10 protein-coding genes are annotated in these 18,869 nt (G+C 61.7%); 5 read left to right on the top strand and 5 right to left on the bottom strand.

The features are described from left to right. Positions 1–20: 20 nt before the first annotated feature. From FXO12_RS06690 to FXO12_RS06680, 3 genes are all read right to left on the bottom strand, one after another. A complete protein-coding gene (locus tag FXO12_RS06690) occupies positions 21–4,718 on the bottom strand; it encodes an RHS repeat-associated core domain-containing protein (protein ID WP_256678930.1) in 4,698 nt (1,565 codons plus the stop codon). A gap of 128 nt (positions 4,719–4,846) precedes the next feature. Beyond that, a complete protein-coding gene (locus tag FXO12_RS06685) occupies positions 4,847–7,921 on the bottom strand; it encodes an efflux RND transporter permease subunit (RefSeq protein ID WP_057977148.1) in 3,075 nt (1,024 codons plus the stop codon). Between the two features lie 2 nt (positions 7,922–7,923). Further along, entirely contained in the window at positions 7,924–9,030 is a 1,107-nt protein-coding gene (locus tag FXO12_RS06680) for an efflux RND transporter periplasmic adaptor subunit (RefSeq protein ID WP_057977191.1), read from the bottom strand. A gap of 100 nt (positions 9,031–9,130) precedes the next feature. Here FXO12_RS06680 and FXO12_RS06675 point away from each other — a divergent pair, with 100 nt between their 5' ends. From FXO12_RS06675 to FXO12_RS06660, 4 genes are all read left to right on the top strand, one after another. Further along, the gene (locus tag FXO12_RS06675; protein WP_054918624.1) at positions 9,131–10,336 is read left to right on the top strand and encodes a multidrug effflux MFS transporter; all 1,206 of its coding nucleotides are present in this window, start codon (positions 9,131–9,133) and stop codon (positions 10,334–10,336) included. 76 nt (positions 10,337–10,412) lie between these two features. Further along, a complete protein-coding gene (locus tag FXO12_RS06670) occupies positions 10,413–11,279 on the top strand; it encodes a pirin family protein (RefSeq protein ID WP_057977150.1) in 867 nt (288 codons plus the stop codon). 166 nt (positions 11,280–11,445) lie between these two features. Further along, the gene (locus tag FXO12_RS06665) at positions 11,446–12,891 is read left to right on the top strand and encodes a mechanosensitive ion channel family protein (RefSeq protein WP_057977153.1); all 1,446 of its coding nucleotides are present in this window, start codon (positions 11,446–11,448) and stop codon (positions 12,889–12,891) included. 93 nt (positions 12,892–12,984) lie between these two features. After that, complete coding sequence (locus FXO12_RS06660) at positions 12,985–13,422, top strand: carboxymuconolactone decarboxylase family protein (protein ID WP_054896576.1); 438 nt, start codon at positions 12,985–12,987, stop codon at positions 13,420–13,422. 128 nt (positions 13,423–13,550) lie between these two features. Here FXO12_RS06660 and FXO12_RS06655 read toward each other — a convergent pair whose 3' ends face one another. Next, on the bottom strand, positions 13,551–15,713 hold the full coding sequence (locus tag FXO12_RS06655; RefSeq protein WP_054918621.1) for a TonB-dependent siderophore receptor: 2,163 nt from the start codon (positions 15,711–15,713) through the stop codon (positions 13,551–13,553). Between the two features lie 191 nt (positions 15,714–15,904). On the opposite strand from FXO12_RS06655, the gene FXO12_RS06650 reads away from it, so the two are divergent. Then, positions 15,905–16,684 carry an acetoin reductase gene (locus FXO12_RS06650; protein WP_054896574.1) on the top strand — a complete coding sequence of 260 codons (780 nt, stop codon included), beginning with the start codon at positions 15,905–15,907 and terminating at the stop codon, positions 16,682–16,684. Positions 16,685–16,726: 42 nt separating this feature from the next. Here the strand turns inward: FXO12_RS06650 and FXO12_RS06645 are convergent, their stop codons facing one another. Next, complete coding sequence (locus FXO12_RS06645) at positions 16,727–18,589, bottom strand: sigma-54-dependent Fis family transcriptional regulator (RefSeq protein ID WP_054896573.1); 1,863 nt, start codon at positions 18,587–18,589, stop codon at positions 16,727–16,729. Positions 18,590–18,869 lie beyond the last annotated feature (280 nt).

Raw genomic sequence — 18,869 nt, 5'->3', positions numbered from 1 at the left:
ATTGCCATCGTTATCAAGTATTACAATAGCTTTGCTTTGTCTTCCATATTCAAAATTATTTTTTTGTATCCTTCTCCAATTATTTTTCCCATGTCCATTGGTCTGCGAGATATTTGTAGGTTTGTATACTTAAATATAAGTTGTGCGCGATAAATGGCGTTGAGTTGGTCCCGATGGCTGAAATATCTAGTAGCTGCAGTAGGTATTTTGGGTTCACCATCTTTTCTTCCACCAATGTATCTTTCGATTTCTTCTGTTGTTGGGTTTTTACCCGATCTTACTCTTTCGAGTTGGGAGTTGGGGGTTGTCTGCGCGCCGTGCTTCTCCAAAAAATGTGCTCTTGGGAATGCTTGTTCGATCTCTTTCAAACGTCTGTATGCGTTTGCTTCTGCAAGCTCATCAATTCTCGCCTGCCGCTGCGCGCGGGTCAGTTGCGGTAAGGCAGGCTCTCCGTGGTTAACACTCTCCGTAGGGTTTGGAGCACTAGTGCTGGGTTTACACCCGCCAGCACCTGGGCATGAATTCAAGCCTAGCGGATCCACCCACCCTGTCGGATTGGGCACGTACTGGTAGCCATTGACCCCACCCGCCAACTTCACCGGATCCGGCGTCAGGTAGCGACCAACATCCGGATTGTAGTAGCGATGGCGGTTGTAGTGCAGCCCGCTTTCCTGATCGAAGTATTGACCCTGGAAACGCAGTGGGTTGTCGATTTTGCCCACGTCGAGCCGGGCGATCTGGCCGTAGGCGCGGTAGTGGGCGGACCAGACGATTTCGCCTTCGGGGCTGGTCAGTTCCTGCGGGGTGCCGAGGTGGTCGAGTTGGTAGTGGTAGGGCTTTGTGGCTTGTGGGCCAAAGCCTTCCAGCAGTGCCAGTGGGCGGAAGCTGTCGGGTTCGTAGAGGTAGCTTCGATGACGTTCTGCGTGGTGCTCGGCAATCAGCTTGTCGCCTTGCCAGAAAAACTCGGTGGTTTTGTCGTCCACGGTTTTGCTGATGCGGCGTCCAAATGGGTCATAGCGATAGCTGGCGGTTTGGCCGTTGGGCTTTGTGATGCTGATTAATCGATGCTGGCAGTCGTAGCGGTACTCAGTAACGAGTTGCTGGCTTTTGCCGCGCCGCTCGCGGATGAGGTTGCCGAAGGCGTCGTAGTCGTAATGGCGGTCGCCCTGGATCATCAGGCGGTTGGCCGCAACGATGTCCGGGCCGGGGCGGTCTTGCATCAGCAGGTTGCCGGCCGGGTTGTGGGCGAAGCGTTCCTGCACGTCCTGGGAGTGATCGGCGCGGGTCAGGCGGTTTAGCGGGTCGTAGCGGTAAAGGTGTTCGCCTTTGCGAGTGTCGAGCAGGCGGGTGAGGTTGCCGCTTTTGTCGTAGTCGTATTGGCGTTGGTAGAGGTGGTTTTGTTGCTGCGTTACCGCGTGGGCGTGCAGGCGGTGTTGGTCGTCGTAGTGGTAGTGGCTGAGCAGTTGGCCTTGCTGGCGCTGATGCTCGCGGCCGCTCTTGAACAGATGTGAGGTGAGCACTTCACCGTTGAGTTCGACGGTAGCGAGGTGGCCGCCTTTATCGTGGGTGAAGGTGACGCGGTTATTGTCCGGCAGGCACAGGTTTTTCAGCTGGCCGCAAGCGTCGTAGCCGTAGCGCAGGGTGCCCCAGCCCTGGTGTTCGGCGGTGAGGCGGTTTTGGCGGTCGTATTCGTAGGCCAGCGCCCAGTGGCCGTCCTCGACGCTAAGGAGGTTGCCTTGGCGGTCGTAGGCATAGTCGACAACGCTGGCATCGGGCAGGGTTTTTCGGACGAGGCGACCGGCGTGGTCGCGCTCGTAACGGGTGATTAGCTGACTGTTATCGTCGCCGTATTCGGTCTTCTCCAGCAGGTTGCCGTTGAGGTCGTAGGCGTAGGCGGTGCGCTGGCCGTCGAAGCCGGTTTCCTGGCGGATCAGGCCGTTGGGGTGGTAGTCGAGTTGGTAGGTTTCGCCGGCTTCGTTTTCGATCTCGGTGAGCAATAGCCGAGCGTTGTCGTAGCGGTACTTGACCTGAGTGCCGTCGGCGTTGAGGCGGCGGCTGATCAGGTGCAGGCCATCGGCGTATTCATAACGGGTGACGTGGCCGAGTTCGTCGCGTTCGGCGATGATTTTGCCGTAGGGGTTGTAGCTGAACTCCCTACAACCACCGCCTGGCTGGGTCAGTTTCAGCAAGCGTCCTGCGGCGTCCCACTGATACTGGATTAGTGCGCCATGCTCATCCTCACGGGCAACCTGTCGACCCAGATCGTCATAGCGATAACGCTTGATCCCACCATTGGGCAACTGCTCCTCAAGCAACTGCCCACGTTCGTTCCACACCAGTCGATGGCAACTGTGATCCGGGTACCAAATCCCAGTCAGTTGCCCGTGCTTGGTGTAGCTGTAGTCAGTAACCTCTCCATCGGGATCGGTCCTACGCGTAACATCGCCTTGCTCATTACGCTCGTATTTCCAGACCGCCTCCCCACGCCTGACAACCCGTACAAAACCGTTGTCATGCTCGTAGGACGTTGGCTCATCATCCCCCGGAAACAGCGCCACCAAGCGTCCGGCGTCGTCATATTGATAGGCCGTCACCGCGCCCATCGGGTCTTGCTCGACGGTCAGCCGGCCCTGGTCGTCGTAGGATTCAAAGTGCGTGGCGCCGTCCGGATCAATCCTCTGCACCAGCCGCGCCCGCTGGTCATGGACATACACCTCCTGGCTACCATCGGCGTTATGCACCGTGACACGCCCGTCATCGCCCCAGGCATAGCGCGTGTCCATCTGCGAAAAACTCGCCCAATGCCGCACGCAGCGAGCCGCCTTGCCCGCGCCTTCCCACGCCCAGAAGAAACTCGCCCCACCGGCTAACTGCCGCTCGACAATGACGTGCTGATCGTCGTACCGATAACGCTCGCTTTCACCGACGGCATTGGTCGCACACACCAGTCGGCCAGCTTCGTCATAGGCGTAGGAAACGATGTTCTGCTCGGTTTCCCAAACGTAGGGCTCACGCCCTTTGGCGCGATGAACCTGGTAGTCCACCGCGACGATGCGGTCCAGCTCATAGCGCAGTAGTAGGGAACGACCAGCACCGTTATCCAGCCGCTCAATCCGTCCTGAGCGATCACGGCAAATGCGCAGACGGTTGTCATACGCATCGCTGATGGAAACCAAGACACCGTTACGAAAGTGATAAAACCGCGACGCCTGGGCCAACACCAGTTCATCAGGAGCCGAGCCCAAGTAGATCGCTGCTTCCGCCAGGCTATTGGTAATCGCCGGTCGAGCAACTGTGGGCAAGGGCAGGGTAGTCGAGCGGTTCTCATGGTCGCTCCACACCACCGAATCGCCCGACACCGCAAGCCGATGGGCCAGCCCATGACTCCAACCAAACCCCAACCCACAATCCACATCCACCGCACTGGTGCGGTACAGCCGCGTCCACTCAAACGGCAAGATCCCATCCAGCGCGCCATCGGTGAGGGTCAGCAATTCCTCGCCGGTAACCATCGACACCGGGCAACCGTGAGTGACCGTTTTATCCGCAGGCGTCGCCGCATCCCCCTTCGGGTTCGACGCCACCGCCGGCACATCATCCACACGCTCTTTCTGCGTCAGCACTACGTTCTGCCGCGCTCGCCAGCGCATCTGCACCGTGCCTTGCTTCAGCCCTCCCACCACCCCGCGAACCGCCACCGCTTTGTAGCGGTCCACCGCCCGCATGAACGTTGTGAGGATCGTCAGCACACCGGTCACGAAACCCACGGCTGACTGAAGAATCCCTGCGCCGTACTTGACCAGGCGCATACTCAAATACGCTACGCCCGCTGCCGGCAGCGCGATGGTCAACACCACGCCAATCACCAGGTCAATCAGCAGCGATACCATAAAACCGGCGGCCGCTTGCGCAACTTCACTAGGTGGTAACGCCTCCAGCCAGATCATGGCGGTGCGCAGTAACAGGTACAGCGCCGCCTCATCACTGGCCAGCAACATCGCCTGTTCCATGACCTTGGGCGCATCGGTGGCGATTTGCGCCAACTTCGCCGCCTCGCTACCCAGTTGCTCGACGTACTTGAGCGGGTCTTCAAGAATCGCCTGCACCTGCTTGATGCTGTCCCACACGTCACGGATCGCTGCCCAACTGCCGGCGAGCACGCCGTTGCCTATTGCGCTGGCCGGGGATTGCTGCCAATGCGGCTTGAAGCCTTGCCACTGCTCGCGCAGCCATTGCTCCAGATCCGCAGTCAGCCCGGCATAGGAAGCAAACAAGGCATCGACTTGCTGCGCTGAAACGCCGCCCTGAACCCTTACCTGATAGCGCCCGCCGGCGGCGCATTCGTGGAAACCGTCGCCGTGCTCGTCGAGCAGGATGACCCTGGAGCTGCCGTCATCCAGCCCGATCACTTCAACCGGAATATTGCCGATCGGCACGTCGTACGCTGACTCGAACCTGCTCTGGATCTTCAGCACACCCCCTGCCGGACAGCGGGCCACGGTGGAAAAGTCCGCATCGCCAAGACCGACCGACTGCTGTGCATCCCCAACCCGCAACACCCGATCCATACCCAGCAACGAAGGCATGTCCGCTGCATGACTGACAGTATCCAGCGCACGCGAATACCAGGCGCCCATCTGCTGGCGGTACTCCACCAGGCTCTGATGGAAACCATCCAGCTCGTGTTCGATAAAGGTAATGTGGGCTGCTTGGGTCATACGCGGCGGCTCCCCACAGGGGGCGGCCAGGTAACCAAGTCTCTAACAGGAAAAACCATCTGCAATCCCTCGCACTGTTTGATCAGGCGAGGGACTTTGCAGCGGTGGAAAGCGGAGGGGAGTAGAGCTTATCCGGCAGTTACGTGGGACGTTTCAGCAACTTTGTCGCGCAGTACCAGGCTGCACAGCGCCGGCAGAAACAACAGCGTCAACACCGTGCCCACCAGCACACCGCCAATCAGCACATAAGCCAGCGACGACCAGAACACAGACAACGTCAACGGAATAAACGCCAACGCCGCCGCCAGTGCCGTAAGGATCACCGGCCGCGCGCGCCGCACCGTGGCTTCGATAATGGCCTCGCGAATCGCCATGCCGTGGTCCTGGTTCTGGCGGATCTGGTCGGTGAAGATCAGCGTATTGCGCATCAGAATGCCGCCGATGCCAATCAGGCCCAGGATCGCGTTGAAGCCGAACGGCTGGTTGAACAGCAACAAAGTCGGCACTGCACCAATCAGGCCCAAAGGCGCGGTGGCGAAGACCATGAACATCACGCCGAACGAGCGCACCTGGAACATGATCACCGTGAGGGTCAGCAGGATCATGATCGGAAACAGCGCCGCCAGGGCCACGTTGGCCTTGGCGCTTTCCTCAACCGGGCCGCCGATGTCGATTTTGTAACCGCTGGGCAGCTTGGCGATCAGCGGTTGCAGGTCTTTGTACACCGCCATTTCCACATCGGGCGGTTGTACGCCGTCGATGATGTCGGCGCGTACCTCCACGGTGGTGGCGCGGTCGCGGCGCTTGAGGATCGGCTCTTCCATTACCGCCTGGAAATGCCCGACCTGGGCCAGCGGCACCGACGTACCGGCGCTGTTGGTCAGCGTCATGTTGTTGAGGTTGGCCAGGTCTTCGCGTTGGCTGCCTTGGGCGCGGGCCACCACTGAGACGGTGCGGTTGCCTTCGCGCACTTCGGTGATCGGGTTGCCGCTGAGCAGGGCGTTGAGTTGGGACTTGACCTCGTCGGGGGTAAAACCCAGCAAGCGCAAGCGATCCTGGTCCAGCACCAGGCGATAACCGCTGGCACGTTCGCCCCATTCGAGGAAGGTGTCCCTGGTCAGCGTGTTGCCGGCCACGACCTGACGCACGTCTTCAGACAGCCCGCGCAGCACATTCAGGTCCGGCCCGGAGACGCGAAACACCACCGGGAACGGCACCGGCGGGCCGAAGACGAGCTGCGTGACCCGTACCCGCGCCGACGGAAATTCGCCTGCTGCAATGCGCTCGCGCATCCGCAGTTTCAGTGCGTCGCGGGCGTGAGAGTCCGGGGTTTGCACAATCAATTTGGCGAACGCCGGGTCGGGCATTTCAGGGTTCAACGACAGGAAAAACCGCGGTGCACCGCCCCCCACATAGGTGTCGACCATACTGGTCTGTGGCTCTTGCAACAGCGCCTTCTCCACCTGCGCCGCCACGGCTTCGGTGCTTTTGAAGGCGCTGCCGGGAGGCATATACACTTCCAGAATCAGCTCCGAGCGGTCGGAGTCCGGGAAGAACTGTTTCTTCACCACCGCCATACCCAGGCCGCACACCACGAACGCGGCCACCACCAGCCCGGTCACCAGCCAGCGCCCGCGCACGCAGGCCTCCACCAGGCTGCGCAGTGTCTGGTAGTAGCGCCCGGCATAAATCGCATCATGCCCGCCGGGCACTGGCTTGATCTGCGGCAACAACTTCACGCCCAGGTAAGGCGTGAACACCACGGCCACTAGCCAGGATGAAATCAGGGCGAAACCCACGATCCAGAAGATATTGCCGGCGTATTCACCCGCCCCGGAACGCGCAAACCCAACCGGCAGAAAACCGATGATGGTGACCAGGGTGCCGGTCAGCATCGGCGCCGCTGTGGAACTCCAGGCGTAGGTGGCCGCGTGGATGCGGTCAAAGCCTTCTTCGAGTTTGACCACCATCATTTCGATGGCAATGATCGCGTCGTCCACCAACAGGCCCAGGGAAATAATCAATGCGCCGAGGGTCACGCGGTCGAATTCACGGCCGGTGACCAGCATGATCACGAACACGATCGACAGCGTAAGCGGCACAGCCGCCGCCACCACCAGCCCCACGCGAAAGCCCAGGGCCAATAGGCTGATCAGCATCACCACCGCCAGGGCGACGAAGAATTTGAGCATGAACTCATTCACCGCCAGGCTGATGTTTTTCGCCTGGTCGGAGACCTTGGCGAAATTCACGCCCAGGGGCAGGTCGGCCTGGATCCGCGCTTCTTCGGCTTGCAGGCTCTTGTCCAGTTCCAGGCCGTTCCAGTGCTTCTCCATGATCACGCCCAGCATCAACGCCGGGTCGCCCTGATGACGGATGCGATAACTGGGCGGGTCTTCATAACCGCGGCTCACGGTGGCCACATCGGCGATGCGCAATACGCGGCCATTGACTTGCAGGGGCACGTTCTCGATCAAGGCCAGGCTGTCGAACGCGCCGTCGATGCGGATATAAGCGCGGGCGCCCGCCGTTTCGACGAAGCCTGAGGGCGCCACGGCGTTTTGTGCGGCGAGGGCGGCGAAGATCTGTTCGGGCCTGATGCCCAGGGTCGCCAGGCGCTCATAGGAGAACTCGACAAACACGCGCTGGGCCTGCTCGCCAAGGATATTGACCTTCTTCACCCCTGGCAGGTTGAGCAAACCCTGGCGCAGCTCCTCGGCCATTTGCACTTGTTGGCGATGGGGCAGGTGTTCGGCTTCCAGGGCGTACAACGCAAAGTACACGTCGGAATATTCATCGTTGAAAAACGGCCCGATCACGCCCTTGGGCAGGCGCGTGGCTTCGTCGCTGAGTTTTTTGCGGGTCTGGTAGAACAGCTCCTGAATCTCGCTCGGGCGCGTGGACTCCAGGAAGGTCATGCGCATCGACACAAAGCCTGGCTGGGCGATGGTCTCGACGCGATCGTAGTAGTCCAGTTCCTGCAGGCGCTTTTCCAGGCGGTCGGCTACTTGCTCCTGCATCTCCTGGGCGGTGGCGCCGGGCCAGGCGGCGGTGATGGTCATGACCTTGACGGTAAACGAAGGGTCTTCGGCTCGCCCCAGTTTGCCGAACGCGAAGACCCCGGCAACGAGGATCGCAATCAGCAAGAACAAGGTGACGGCGCGGTGCTTGACGGCCAGTTCGGAGAGGTTGATCCCGCGCATACTCATTGATCCTGCTCACGGTTGAGGGCCAGCGCCTGGGCGGGCAGCAAGCGCACCGTATCGCCGCTGTGCAGCAGGTGAGCGCCGAGGGCGACGATGGTTTGGCCGGGTGTTACGCCGCTGTCGAGCAAGGCGTCTTCTTGGCCGAGGCCGGCGACCTTCACCGGGGCAAAGCTGATCTTTTGATCATCGCCAATCAGCCAGACGCCCGTGCCTTGCCCCGCATCCTGCAAGGCGCCAATCGGCACGCGGGTTTGCAGGGGCTGGCCGTTGCCTTGCAGGCGCACGGTGATGGTGGAGCCGAGGGCGAAACGCTCGACCGAACCCTGCAGCACGTAACGTGCGCGGTAGGTGCGGGTGACCGGGTCGGCGCTGGCGGACAGTTCACGCAGGGTGGCGGTCACGGCCTGGTCCGCTGCGCCAAAGGGAAACGCCAGGGCTTTTTGCGCGGCCAGGTCACGCCGGTTCTCCGGCAGGTTGACGATGGCTTCGCGGGCGCCGTCATGGGCCAGGCGCGCCACGATTTGCCCTTCGGCCACCACTTGGCCGCGATCGGCCAGCACGTCGGTGATGATGCCGTCGCCATCGGCCTTGAGTACCGAATAAGTGCGACGGTTTTCGATCTGGCTGGCATCCGATTGCGCTGCGGCCAGTTCGGCCTGGGCGACGCGCAGGTTGGTGGCCGACTGGTCGAATATCTGCCGCGACACCGCGCCGGTGCTGGCCAGGCGCTGGTAGCGGTTTTCATCGTCACGACGCTGGCGCAGTTGGGCCTGGGCGGCGTTGACGCGGTTCTTGGCCGAGCGAAGCGCCAGTTCGAAGTCGCCGATGTCCAGCACCAACAGGGTGTCACCACGGGAGACGTGCTGGCCGGGGTCGACCTTGCGCTCGATCACCTTGCCGCTGACCCGAAAGCCCAGGTCGCTTTCAGTGCGTGCCGCCACCACGCCGGTATAGGCGCTTTGCTGGGTGCCGGCTGCTTCGACTGTGGCGGCCAGCACCGGGCGCGATGTGGGCGCCTGGGCGGCGCTGTCGGCCTTGCTGTTACAACCACTGAGGACCACCAGCAGAGCCAGTGGCGTGAGAAGGCGCAGGGGGAGAGGGGGCATGACGAACTCCAGGGTGACCATAGGGCAAAAAATTATGGACATAATTTTTCGCTCATATTATGGTCGAAATATAAATTAATCCAGCCCCCGGATACTCCCCATGGCAAACGCCCCGGCACCCTCACGCAGCTTGCTGTTCTTGCTGGTTGCCCTCACCGCATTGGGTGAAGTCTCGACGCAACTGATCATCCCCGGCCTGGGTGCCATCGAGCACGCGCTGCAGGCGCCGCAAGGCTCGGCACTGATGGCGCTGTCGGCATTCGTTGCTGCGTTTGGCCTGGGGCAGCTACTGTTCGGGCCGCTGTCGGATCGCATCGGCCGGCGGCCAGTCTTGATCGGGGGCCTGACGCTCTACGTAGTGGCGACGCTGGCGATGCTGCTGGTCACCGACATCCAGCAGTTTATCGCCGCCCGGGTGTTGCAAGGCCTGGGCGCGTGCGCCGCGCTGGTACTAGCGCGCACCGTGGTGCGCGATGTGTGGAAAGCCGAGGCAGGCCCGGCCCTGGCGCTGACGATGATCGGCATGTTGTATGCCATCGTCGTTGCGCCGATAGCAGGGGGCTTACTGATCAAATTACTGGGGTGGCGTGCGCCCATCGCCCTGGCGTTGGTGATCGGTAGCCTGGTGTTATTGCTGGCGCTGCTGTTCTTTCGCGAGAGCAATCATCACCTCGATCCCAGGGCCGCACACTGGCGCACCCTCGGCGGGCAGTATCTGGATCTGCTCAAGGGGCGCCAGTACCGTGCTTACGCGGTGGCCCTGGCGTGTACCTATGGCGCGATGTTTGCGGTGATCGCGGGTTCATCGGCGGTGTTTATCAATCTGCTGGGGTTCAGCAGCCTTGAATACGGGCTCAACTTCGGGCTGATTGTGTCGATGCTGATCGTCGGCTCCACTTATACCCGGCGTAACATTCAGCGCCTGGGGCCGCAGCGCATTGTGGCGATGGGTGTGACGATGGTGGCGGTGGGCGGGGTGGCAGCCCTGGCGATTTACGGAGTGTTCGGGTTGTCGGTAGTAGGGCTGGATATTCCCATCGCCCTGGTCACGCTCGGCGGCGGCCTGGTGCTGCCCGGTTCCGTTACCGGGGCCGTGATGCCCAATGCGCATCGTGCGGGTTTAGCCGCCGGGCTCATGGGATTTGCACAGATGTTCGGCGCCACGTGCAGCGGGTTGTTGCTGAGCCAGTTACGCGATGGCAGTGCCGCGCCGATGATCGTTATCCAGGCCGGGTTTGCACTGTCGGCACTGGTTGCCTTTCAACTGCTGCGCCAACGCCAGGTTAAAACGCTGTCCTATATATAGAACGATCAGGGCCATTTTTACCGGCTAGTGCTCAAGGGTGAGGCGATTTAAGGTGTACTCACTTTGGAGGTACACCATGAAAAAGCTGATTGGTATCTACACCAGCCCCCGCGCCCACTGGGTCGGCGACGGCTTCCCGGTACGCACGCTGTTTTCCTACGACACCATGGGCAAGCACATCAGCCCATTCCTGTTGCTGGATCACGCAGGTCCAGCCGAATTCACCCCGACTGAACAACGTCGCGGCGTCGGCCAGCACCCGCATCGCGGTTTTGAAACCGTGACCATCGTCTACGACGGCGAAGTCGAGCACCGCGATTCTACCGGTGCCGGCGGCAAAATCGGCCCGGGCGATGTGCAATGGATGACCGCAGCCAAAGGGATCCTGCACGAAGAGTTTCACTCCCAAGACTTCGCCCGTAGTGGCGGCGTACTGGAGATGGTGCAACTGTGGGTCAACCTGCCGGCCAAGGACAAAATGGCGGATGCCGGTTACCAGACCATCGTCGATGGCGACATTCCGGTGCTGCCATTGGCAAACGACGCCGGCCACCTGCGGCTGATCGCCGGGAAATTTGCCGGTACTCAAGGCCCGGCCCGCACCTTCACGCCGATAGACGTATGGGACTTGCGCCTCAACGCCGGTAAAGCGGTCACGCTGGACCTGCACGCCGGGCGTAACACCGCCTTGGTGGTGCTCAGCGGCACGTTGTTGATCAATGGCGAGGAGGTCGCACGCCAGGGGCAATTGGCGCTGTTCGAGCGCGACGGTAAGCAACTGACCCTGGAGTCCAACGACGACGCCAAGGTGCTGCTGCTCAGCGGCGAACCCATCGACGAGCCCATCGTCGGCCACGGTCCGTTCGTGATGAACACCGAGCAGGAGATTCACCAGGCATTTGCCGACTTTCAGTCGGGCAAATTCGGGCAGATGCACGCCTGACGGTTCACCGCAACCTCCTGTGGGAGCTGGCTTGCCTGCGATAGCATCACCCTGGTGTAGCTGATACACCGCGGTGTTTGCATCGCAGGCAAGCCAGCTCCTACATTTTGTTTCCAGGTTTCTGATTTCATGCGATCTTCTCGGCATTCGCCCTGGAGTCGCCTGGATGCCCTCATTTATCGCTGATCACCCGATGCTGTGCGCCGTGGCGTTGATCCTGATCGACATCGCCGTGTGGCGCCTTATTTCCGCCAACCTGGCTAACTGGAAACTCGCAGCGCGGCTGGTGATTTTCGCGGTGTTCAGTGCCGTGTTGTTCAACGACGGCATGAACCCCATGCAAGCGGCGCCCTATGCCGATGACACCACCTTGCATCTGGCCGCCACGGCGCTGCAGATCGGCTGGTGGTTGTTCGCCGCGCGCACCCTCACGGTATTGCTCGGCGCGGTGATGATGCAGCGGGTCGGCCATACCGGGCGTTTGTTGCAGGACCTGATGGGCGCAGTGATTTTCCTCATTGCGATCATCGCCGCCATGGCCTACGTGCTCGACCTGCCGGTCAAGGGCGTGCTGGCCACCTCCGGCGCCGTGGCGATCATCGTCGGCCTGGCCTTGCAAAGCACCCTGAGCGATGTGTTTTCCGGGATCGTCCTCAATACCACCAAGCCTTACCAGATCGATGACTGGATCTCCATCGACGGCACCGAAGGCCGTGTCACCGATATCGACTGGCGCGCCACGCGCCTGCAAACCTCCCAGGGCAGCCTGGCGGTGATCCCCAACTCCCTGGCGGCCAAGGCCAAGATCATCAACTTTTCGCGCCCGGCAGACATGTTCGGCCTGGCGGTCAGCCTGCAAGTCAGCCCCCATGCGCGCCCGCAAACCGTGATCGAAGCGCTGGAGCGTGCGATGCAGGGCTGCCGGCCGTTGCTGGCCCAGCCGGCGCCCAGCGTCGCGTTCAAGGCGTCCACCGGCAGTGGCGTGGAATATGAGATCAGCGGCTTTGTGCCGGCCATGGGCCTCAAGCGCGAAACCCGCAACCAGCTTTACGACCTGGCCTACCGGCATTTGCAGGCGGCGGGCGTGGGGCTGTTGTCCGCCACCGAAGGCAGCACGCCGCCTGCGGTGTCTGGCGCCCGTGCCTTGCTGGAGCGCTCGTCGATCTTCTCGACCTTGCGCCAGGAAGAAAAAGACACCTTCAGCCAGAACATGACCCTGCACACCTACCGCGCCGGCGAAATGATCCTGGCGGCGGGGGAGGTCAGCGATCACCTGTTTATCATCGAGTCCGGCGTGGTCTCGGTGCTGTTGATCAAGGACGGGCACAAGTTCGAGGCTGGGCGCATGGGCCCTGGGGAGGTGATCGGTGAGTCCGGCATTCTCTCCGACCAGGCGGCGCTGGCGGATTTTTCGGCCAAGACCTACTGCACACTCTACCGCATCGAAAATGAATACCTCAAGCCGTGCCTGGACGCCCGGCATGATATCGGCGAAGCCATGAAGGCGCTGCTGGACTTCCGCCGCCATGCCGCCCAGGCCCTGACCGAAGACGCGCCCGTGGTACCGGTCAAGAAGGGCTTCATCCAGTGGCTGAGGAACCGCGGCCTGTAGATTGGTCACCTGTTCTTCGCCCGGATTGGCTATTTCTCCAGAACGCTGCGCTGACTACTCTGCGCACCTATCCCAACGTTCTGGAGATTCACCATGCAAACCCGTACCGATTTCTACACCGCTTCCCCAGACGCCATGAAAGCCATGCTCGCCCTGGAAGCGGCGGTCGGCAAACTTTCCATCGAACTGCCACTGCTGGAACTGGTGCGCCTGCGCGTTTCGCAGATCAACGGCTGCGCGTTCTGCCTGGACATGCACACCGCCGATGCACGCAAGGGCGGCGAAACCGAGCGGCGCCTGTACACCCTGTCGGCCTGGCGTGAAACCCCGTTCTTCACGCCGCGCGAGCGTGCTGCCCTGGCCTGGGCCGAAAGCCTGACCCTGCTCAGCCACACCCACGCCCCCGACGAAGACTTCAACGCCTTGGCTGCGCAGTTCAGCCCACAGGAGCAAGTCGACCTGAGCGTCGCCATCGCCACCATCAACAGCTGGAACCGCCTGGCGGTGGGCTTTCGCAAGATGCCCAAGTAACGATCGGAGAGTTGCTGCTTTTTGTGGCGAGGGAGCTTGCTCCCGCTCGACAGCGAAGCTGGAGCCGGATTTTGGGGGGCGCTTCGCACCCCAGCGGGAGCAAGCTCCCTCGCCACAGAGTCGGGGGTTCAGAAGTTTACTGAAGCACTCAGGCGCGCCGTCAGCGGTGCGCCCTGGAACAGGTAGTCATCGCCCATGTATTCGCCGGCGTCGCGCCAGTAGCGCTTGTCGAACAGGTTATCGACGCTCAGGCGAAACACGGTCTCGTAGCCATCGACCTTGGTGGTGTAGCGGCTACCGACGTTGACCACCGCGTAGTCGCCCACTTCCACGTTGCCGGTGCGATTGGCAGACTTCTTGGCGCTGTATTGCACGCCGCCCAATACCGCCAGGCCGTTGACCCAGGGCAGGGCGTAGTCGGCGTACACGCTGGCGCGCAGCTTGGGCACGTTGATCGCCTGGTGGCCTTCGTATTCCGGCGTGCCGCTGCCGCTCACCCGCGCTCGGATCGCGGCCACGCTGGTGGCGATCTGCAGACGGTCGGTGGCCCAGCCGTTGGCGGACAATTCAATGCCGGTGTTTTTTTGCTGGCCCTGCTGCACGTAGTTGAACGTGCCACCTTCGGGCTTGGCGTACTGGTAAGCCTGGCGCGTCTGGAATACAGCGGCGGCGAAGCTGATACGGCGCCAGTCGTATTTCACCCCGGCTTCGATCTGGCGCGAGACGGTGGGGGCGAGTGTTTCATCGGCATTGCTTGCAAACCACGGCGCGGTGCCGCCCAGGGACAGGCCCTTGCTGTAGCTGGTGTACAGCGAAACGTTGTCCACTGGCTTGTAGATCAACGAGGCCTGGGGCAGGAACACGTACTGTTGGGTGTGGCGCGTCTGGTTGCCGGTGACGCTGTCGAAGGCTTTTTCGTCCAGGCGCACTTCACGGCCGCCGAGGAGGGTTTGCCAGTGCTCGTTGAAGCGGATGCGGTCGGTGACGAACAGCCCGTACTGGCGGCTGTCGAGGTTGCGGTGGCTGTCGTTCAACGGCTTGTCGGTCGGGGGAAAGCTCGGCACCTCTTCGTTGGTATTGGCGGTGCCGATGAATTCATTGACCGACTTGCGTTTGTCGATCACTCGGCGAAACGCGCTGCTGCCAAAGGTCAGTTCATGGCCGATGCCGGCGGTGTCGAAGAGGCCGGTCATGGCCGCCTGGATTTCATCGTCGCGGCGAGTGTCATCCGGGCTGCGGTAGTCGTAGACGTCGTAGTTGCCTTCGGGGCTGAAGTAGTTCGGCACGCTTGCGGAACTGCAACTGGCTGAACCATAGCAACCCCAGGCAAACGAGCTGTAGTCATCAATCACCACCTTGCTACGCGCCGCGCTGACACTGCCTTTCCATTGATCGCTGAAACGGTACTCGAACTTGCCGTTGAGGTTCAGCGAATCAATCCCGACCTGCTTGCCGCCCGTCTGGTGCCCCAACAGCTTCTTCGGTGAAGCACCGTGGGGCACTTCGGTGCCGCCCAGCAGTTGATACCCCGGTACCGAACGCTGTTGCTTGTTCTGGTATTCGGCGTCCAGTTGCAGCACGGCGTCGGGGCTGATGTTCCAGTCAAAGGCCAGGGACACGAAATCGCGCTGGCCGTTGGCGTGTTCCACATAGGAATTGAGGTCTTCATGGGCGACGTTGGCGCGCAGGCCGAACTGCTGCTCGCTGCCAAACCAGCCGCCGACATCGGTGGCGATGTAACCACTGCCACGATCATCGGTGGACACCGTCACCGAGCGCACATCCTGGGGGCGTTTGGTCACGTAATTGATCACCCCGCTGGGCTCGGAAATACCGCTCTGCAAACCGGCCAGGCCCTTGAACACTTCCACCTGCTGCTTGTTTTCCAGCGCCACGTTCTGCTCGCCGGTGATGGTGCGCCCATTGATCTTGTAGCTGCTGGCTGCATTGAGCGAGAAGCCGCGCACCACGAAGTTTTCGTAATAGCCGATGGGCGCGTAACTGTCGCCCACCGAGGCATCGTTGCGCAGCACTTCACTGAGCAAGCGTGCCTGCTGGTCCTTGATCAGCGCGGCGTTGATCACGGTGATCGAGGCGGGGGTGTCCAACAGCGGCGCTTCATCAAAGCCGCCCACCGACGCGGTTTCACTGCGGTAGCCCGACTCATCCTGGCCCTGGACCTTTACCGTCGGCAACTCGATCTCGGCGGCCAGGCTGCTGCCGATGCCGCCACTGAGCAACAGGCCGAGGGCGAAACGTGAAGTGACGACGGGGCGAAAACGCAAAACCATGGGTAAAGGCCTTAAAGCGCTGGGCGGGGGGCGCCTAAGCTAGGCATAAGCGCGGCCTTTTACAAGCTTTCGCGCAAGGTTCGCACGGCGAGACAACCCGTCTCAGCTCCGATGCCGATCCTGTTGCGGCTCGACAGCCAGGCGCCGGCTTGCGATAGACAAGGCTCCCCTCATCGTTTCAGGAGATTGTCATGGGTATCGCAGGTAAAGTCGCGCTGGTCACCGGCGCCGGGCAGGGCATAGGCCGGGCTATTGCCATGCGCCTTGCACAGGACGGCGCCGATGTCGCGTTGGTGGACATTGACGGCGCCAAGCTCAACGCCGTGGCCGCCGAAATCGTCGCCACCGGCCGCAAAGCCTCTGTGTTCATCGCTGATGTATCCAGACGCGAACAGGTGACGGCTGCGGTAGAGCATGCCCACCATACGCTGGGCGGATTCGACATCATCGTCAATAACGCCGGAGTGGCGCAGATCGACTCATTGCTCGATGTCAGCCCGCAGCAGGTCGAGCGCACCCTGGATATCAACGTCAAGGGCGTGCTTTGGGGGATCCAGGCGGCCGCCAACAAATTCAAGGCGCTCAAGCAGAAGGGCAAGATCATCAATGCTTGTTCAATCGCAGGGCATGAAGGCTTTGCGTTGTTAGGGGTCTACTCGGCGAGCAAATTCGCGGTGCGCGCCTTGACCCAGGCGGCGGCCAAGGAACTGGCGAGCGCGGGTATCACGGTAAACGCCTATTGCCCCGGTGTGGTGGGCACCGATATGTGGGTTGAGATCGACAAGCGCATGGCCGAGATTACCGGGGCGCAGGTGGGCGCAACCTACAAGCAGTACGTGGATGGCATCGCCTTGGGCCGTGCGCAAACGCCGGAGGATGTGGCGGGGTTTGTGGCATTTCTGGCAGGCCCGGACGCAGATTATATGACCGGGCAGGCGCCGTTGATCGACGGTGGCCTGGTCTACCGCTGACAGCGTGGGTCGACTCGCCTGCGTGGGTGTCGACCCCTTGTATCAGTGGGTTTTGCCGGGCATATCAATACCCAGCTGGTTCACGCGTCGGTACAGGGTTGCCCTTGAAATCCCCAGGGCCTGTGCCGCAGGTGAGGGTTTCCAGCGATGGCGAATCAACGCATCCAGAACCATTTGACGCTCGGGGCTGGCGCTCTGTTCGGCCAGCCCTTGAGGCTGCTCGCCCCGGATATCAATCGGCAAATCCGCCACTTGCAGCGTAGTCCCTTCGCACACCGCACAGGCGTACGCCAGCACATGCCGCAGTTGCCGCACATTGCCCGGCCACGCATAACCCAGCAGCAATTGCAGTGCGGCCTGGCCGATGCCCAACGACACGCCACTGTTACGCGCCTCTTGCTCCAACAGCCGATTGATCAGGGCCAGCTTATCGGTGCGTTCGCGCAACGGTGGCAGGCAGAAACGCGCACAACCCAGGCGAAAGTACAGGTCTTCACGGAATCGGCCCGCGCTGACCAGCGCCGCCAAATCGCGGTGGCTGGCGCAGATCACCTGAATGTTCACCACGCGGGTTTTCGCTGCGCCCAACGGCGCGACTTCACCCTCGGCCAGCACCCTCAGCAACCGTGTCTGCAACGCCAGCGGCATATCGCCGATTTCGTCGAGGAACAACGTACCGCCGTCGGCTTTCAGTAGCAGCCCGCTCATGCCTTTGCTGGACGCTCCGGTGAAGGCGCCGGGCGAATAGCCGAACAGCTCGCTTTCAATCAGGCTTTCGGGAATCGCCGCGCAGTTCACCGCCACAAACGGCCCGTCCCGGCGCGTGCTGTGCTCATGCAACTGGCGGGCGAAGACTTCTTTGCCGACGCCGGTTTCACCTTGCACCAGCACGGGCAGGTTGCGGTCCTTGACCCGCGCAGCCAAGCGCAGGTGCTCCTGGATCCGCGGGTCGACTTGAGTCTCTGGCAGCGCCCGAACCGAGGGGCGTCGGGGTGCATTGACCCTCACGTGTACCGCGTCGGGCTTGCCCAGCCAGTGCAACTGCCGGGTTGACTGATCAGTGGCTGCACGCAATGCATCCACATCGAACACTTCGCCGATATGCTCAGGCAGCTGGCCAAAGCGCAAGCGCAGGGCTTGACGCGCCTTGCTGTTCAAGGCGTGCAGACGTCCGTCCTGGTCCCAGGCCAGCAGCAGGTCGGGTTGGCTGTCGACAAAGCCTGGAGTGCTATGGGCTTGTAACACCCAGTGCTGCCGGGCGCTGTGCATGAAAAAAGCGTTTTCGATGGCCTGGGCGCTCTGCGCCACCATCTGCCGTATCAGGTGCTGGCTGCCGCGGTCATCCGGCGACTTGAGCGCCGAGACATCCAGCACACCCAGCAGGTGGCCCTGCGGGTCGAAGATGGGCGCAGCCGAACACGTCAGGCCGATAAACGCTGCGCGAAAGTGATCACGCTTGTGCACCGTCACCGCTGTTTTACTGGTCAGCACCGTGGCCACGCCGCAGGTGCCTTCCTCGGCTTCCGACCAGCAGGTGCCCAGGTAAAGACCGGCCTTGCGGCAGTCGGTGCGAATGTTCGCATCGACACGGTGATCAATGGTCTGGCCCTGGGCGTCGGTGAGCATCACGCAGTAGTCGGCATGGCGCACGCGATGGTGCAACTGTGCGACTTCTTCGCCGGCGATGCGCATGAACAGCTCGGCGCGCTCGCGGCACTCCTTGAGCAAGGGTTCGCTGAGGATACGTGGACCTTGCAGGGAGCCGGGGTCCAGGCGGTGTTGCTCCATGGACCGCCGCCACGAATCGAAGATCAGCGACGGTACGGGCGCCTGGGGCAGGCGCTCGGCATTGCGGACCACGCGGCTGACACAGTCGACATGCTCCCTGGAGTTCATGGCGAGCATAAAGCCTCCGGTTCTCAAGCTTTGTTGTTATGCGCGTCATTAAGCGCGCATGTGCGCCTACGGACAAGGGCACCCTGACCAACGCCTGCATTGAGACGCTGCGTCTCATGCCGCTGAGACTCAAGGGTCGAACTGCGTGGTTGCGTCTCACATTTAGCCGACCACTTGCCTGGGCATCGCTGTGTGGCGCGGCTCTGGATCAAGGCTTTGCCAGGTTTTTTCGACGGTTGGCACAAGCTGTGCTGAACAGCTTGGCACTGGCTGCAGCCAGTCTTTTGTG

It is taken from the genome of Pseudomonas sp. J380 (assembly GCF_009827115.1).
In the GTDB taxonomy this organism is placed as follows: Bacteria; Pseudomonadota; Gammaproteobacteria; order Pseudomonadales; family Pseudomonadaceae; genus Aquipseudomonas; species Aquipseudomonas paracarnis.
The sequence above is the reverse complement of the archived record's forward strand: the minus strand, read 5'-3'. Positions and strand labels throughout refer to the sequence as shown.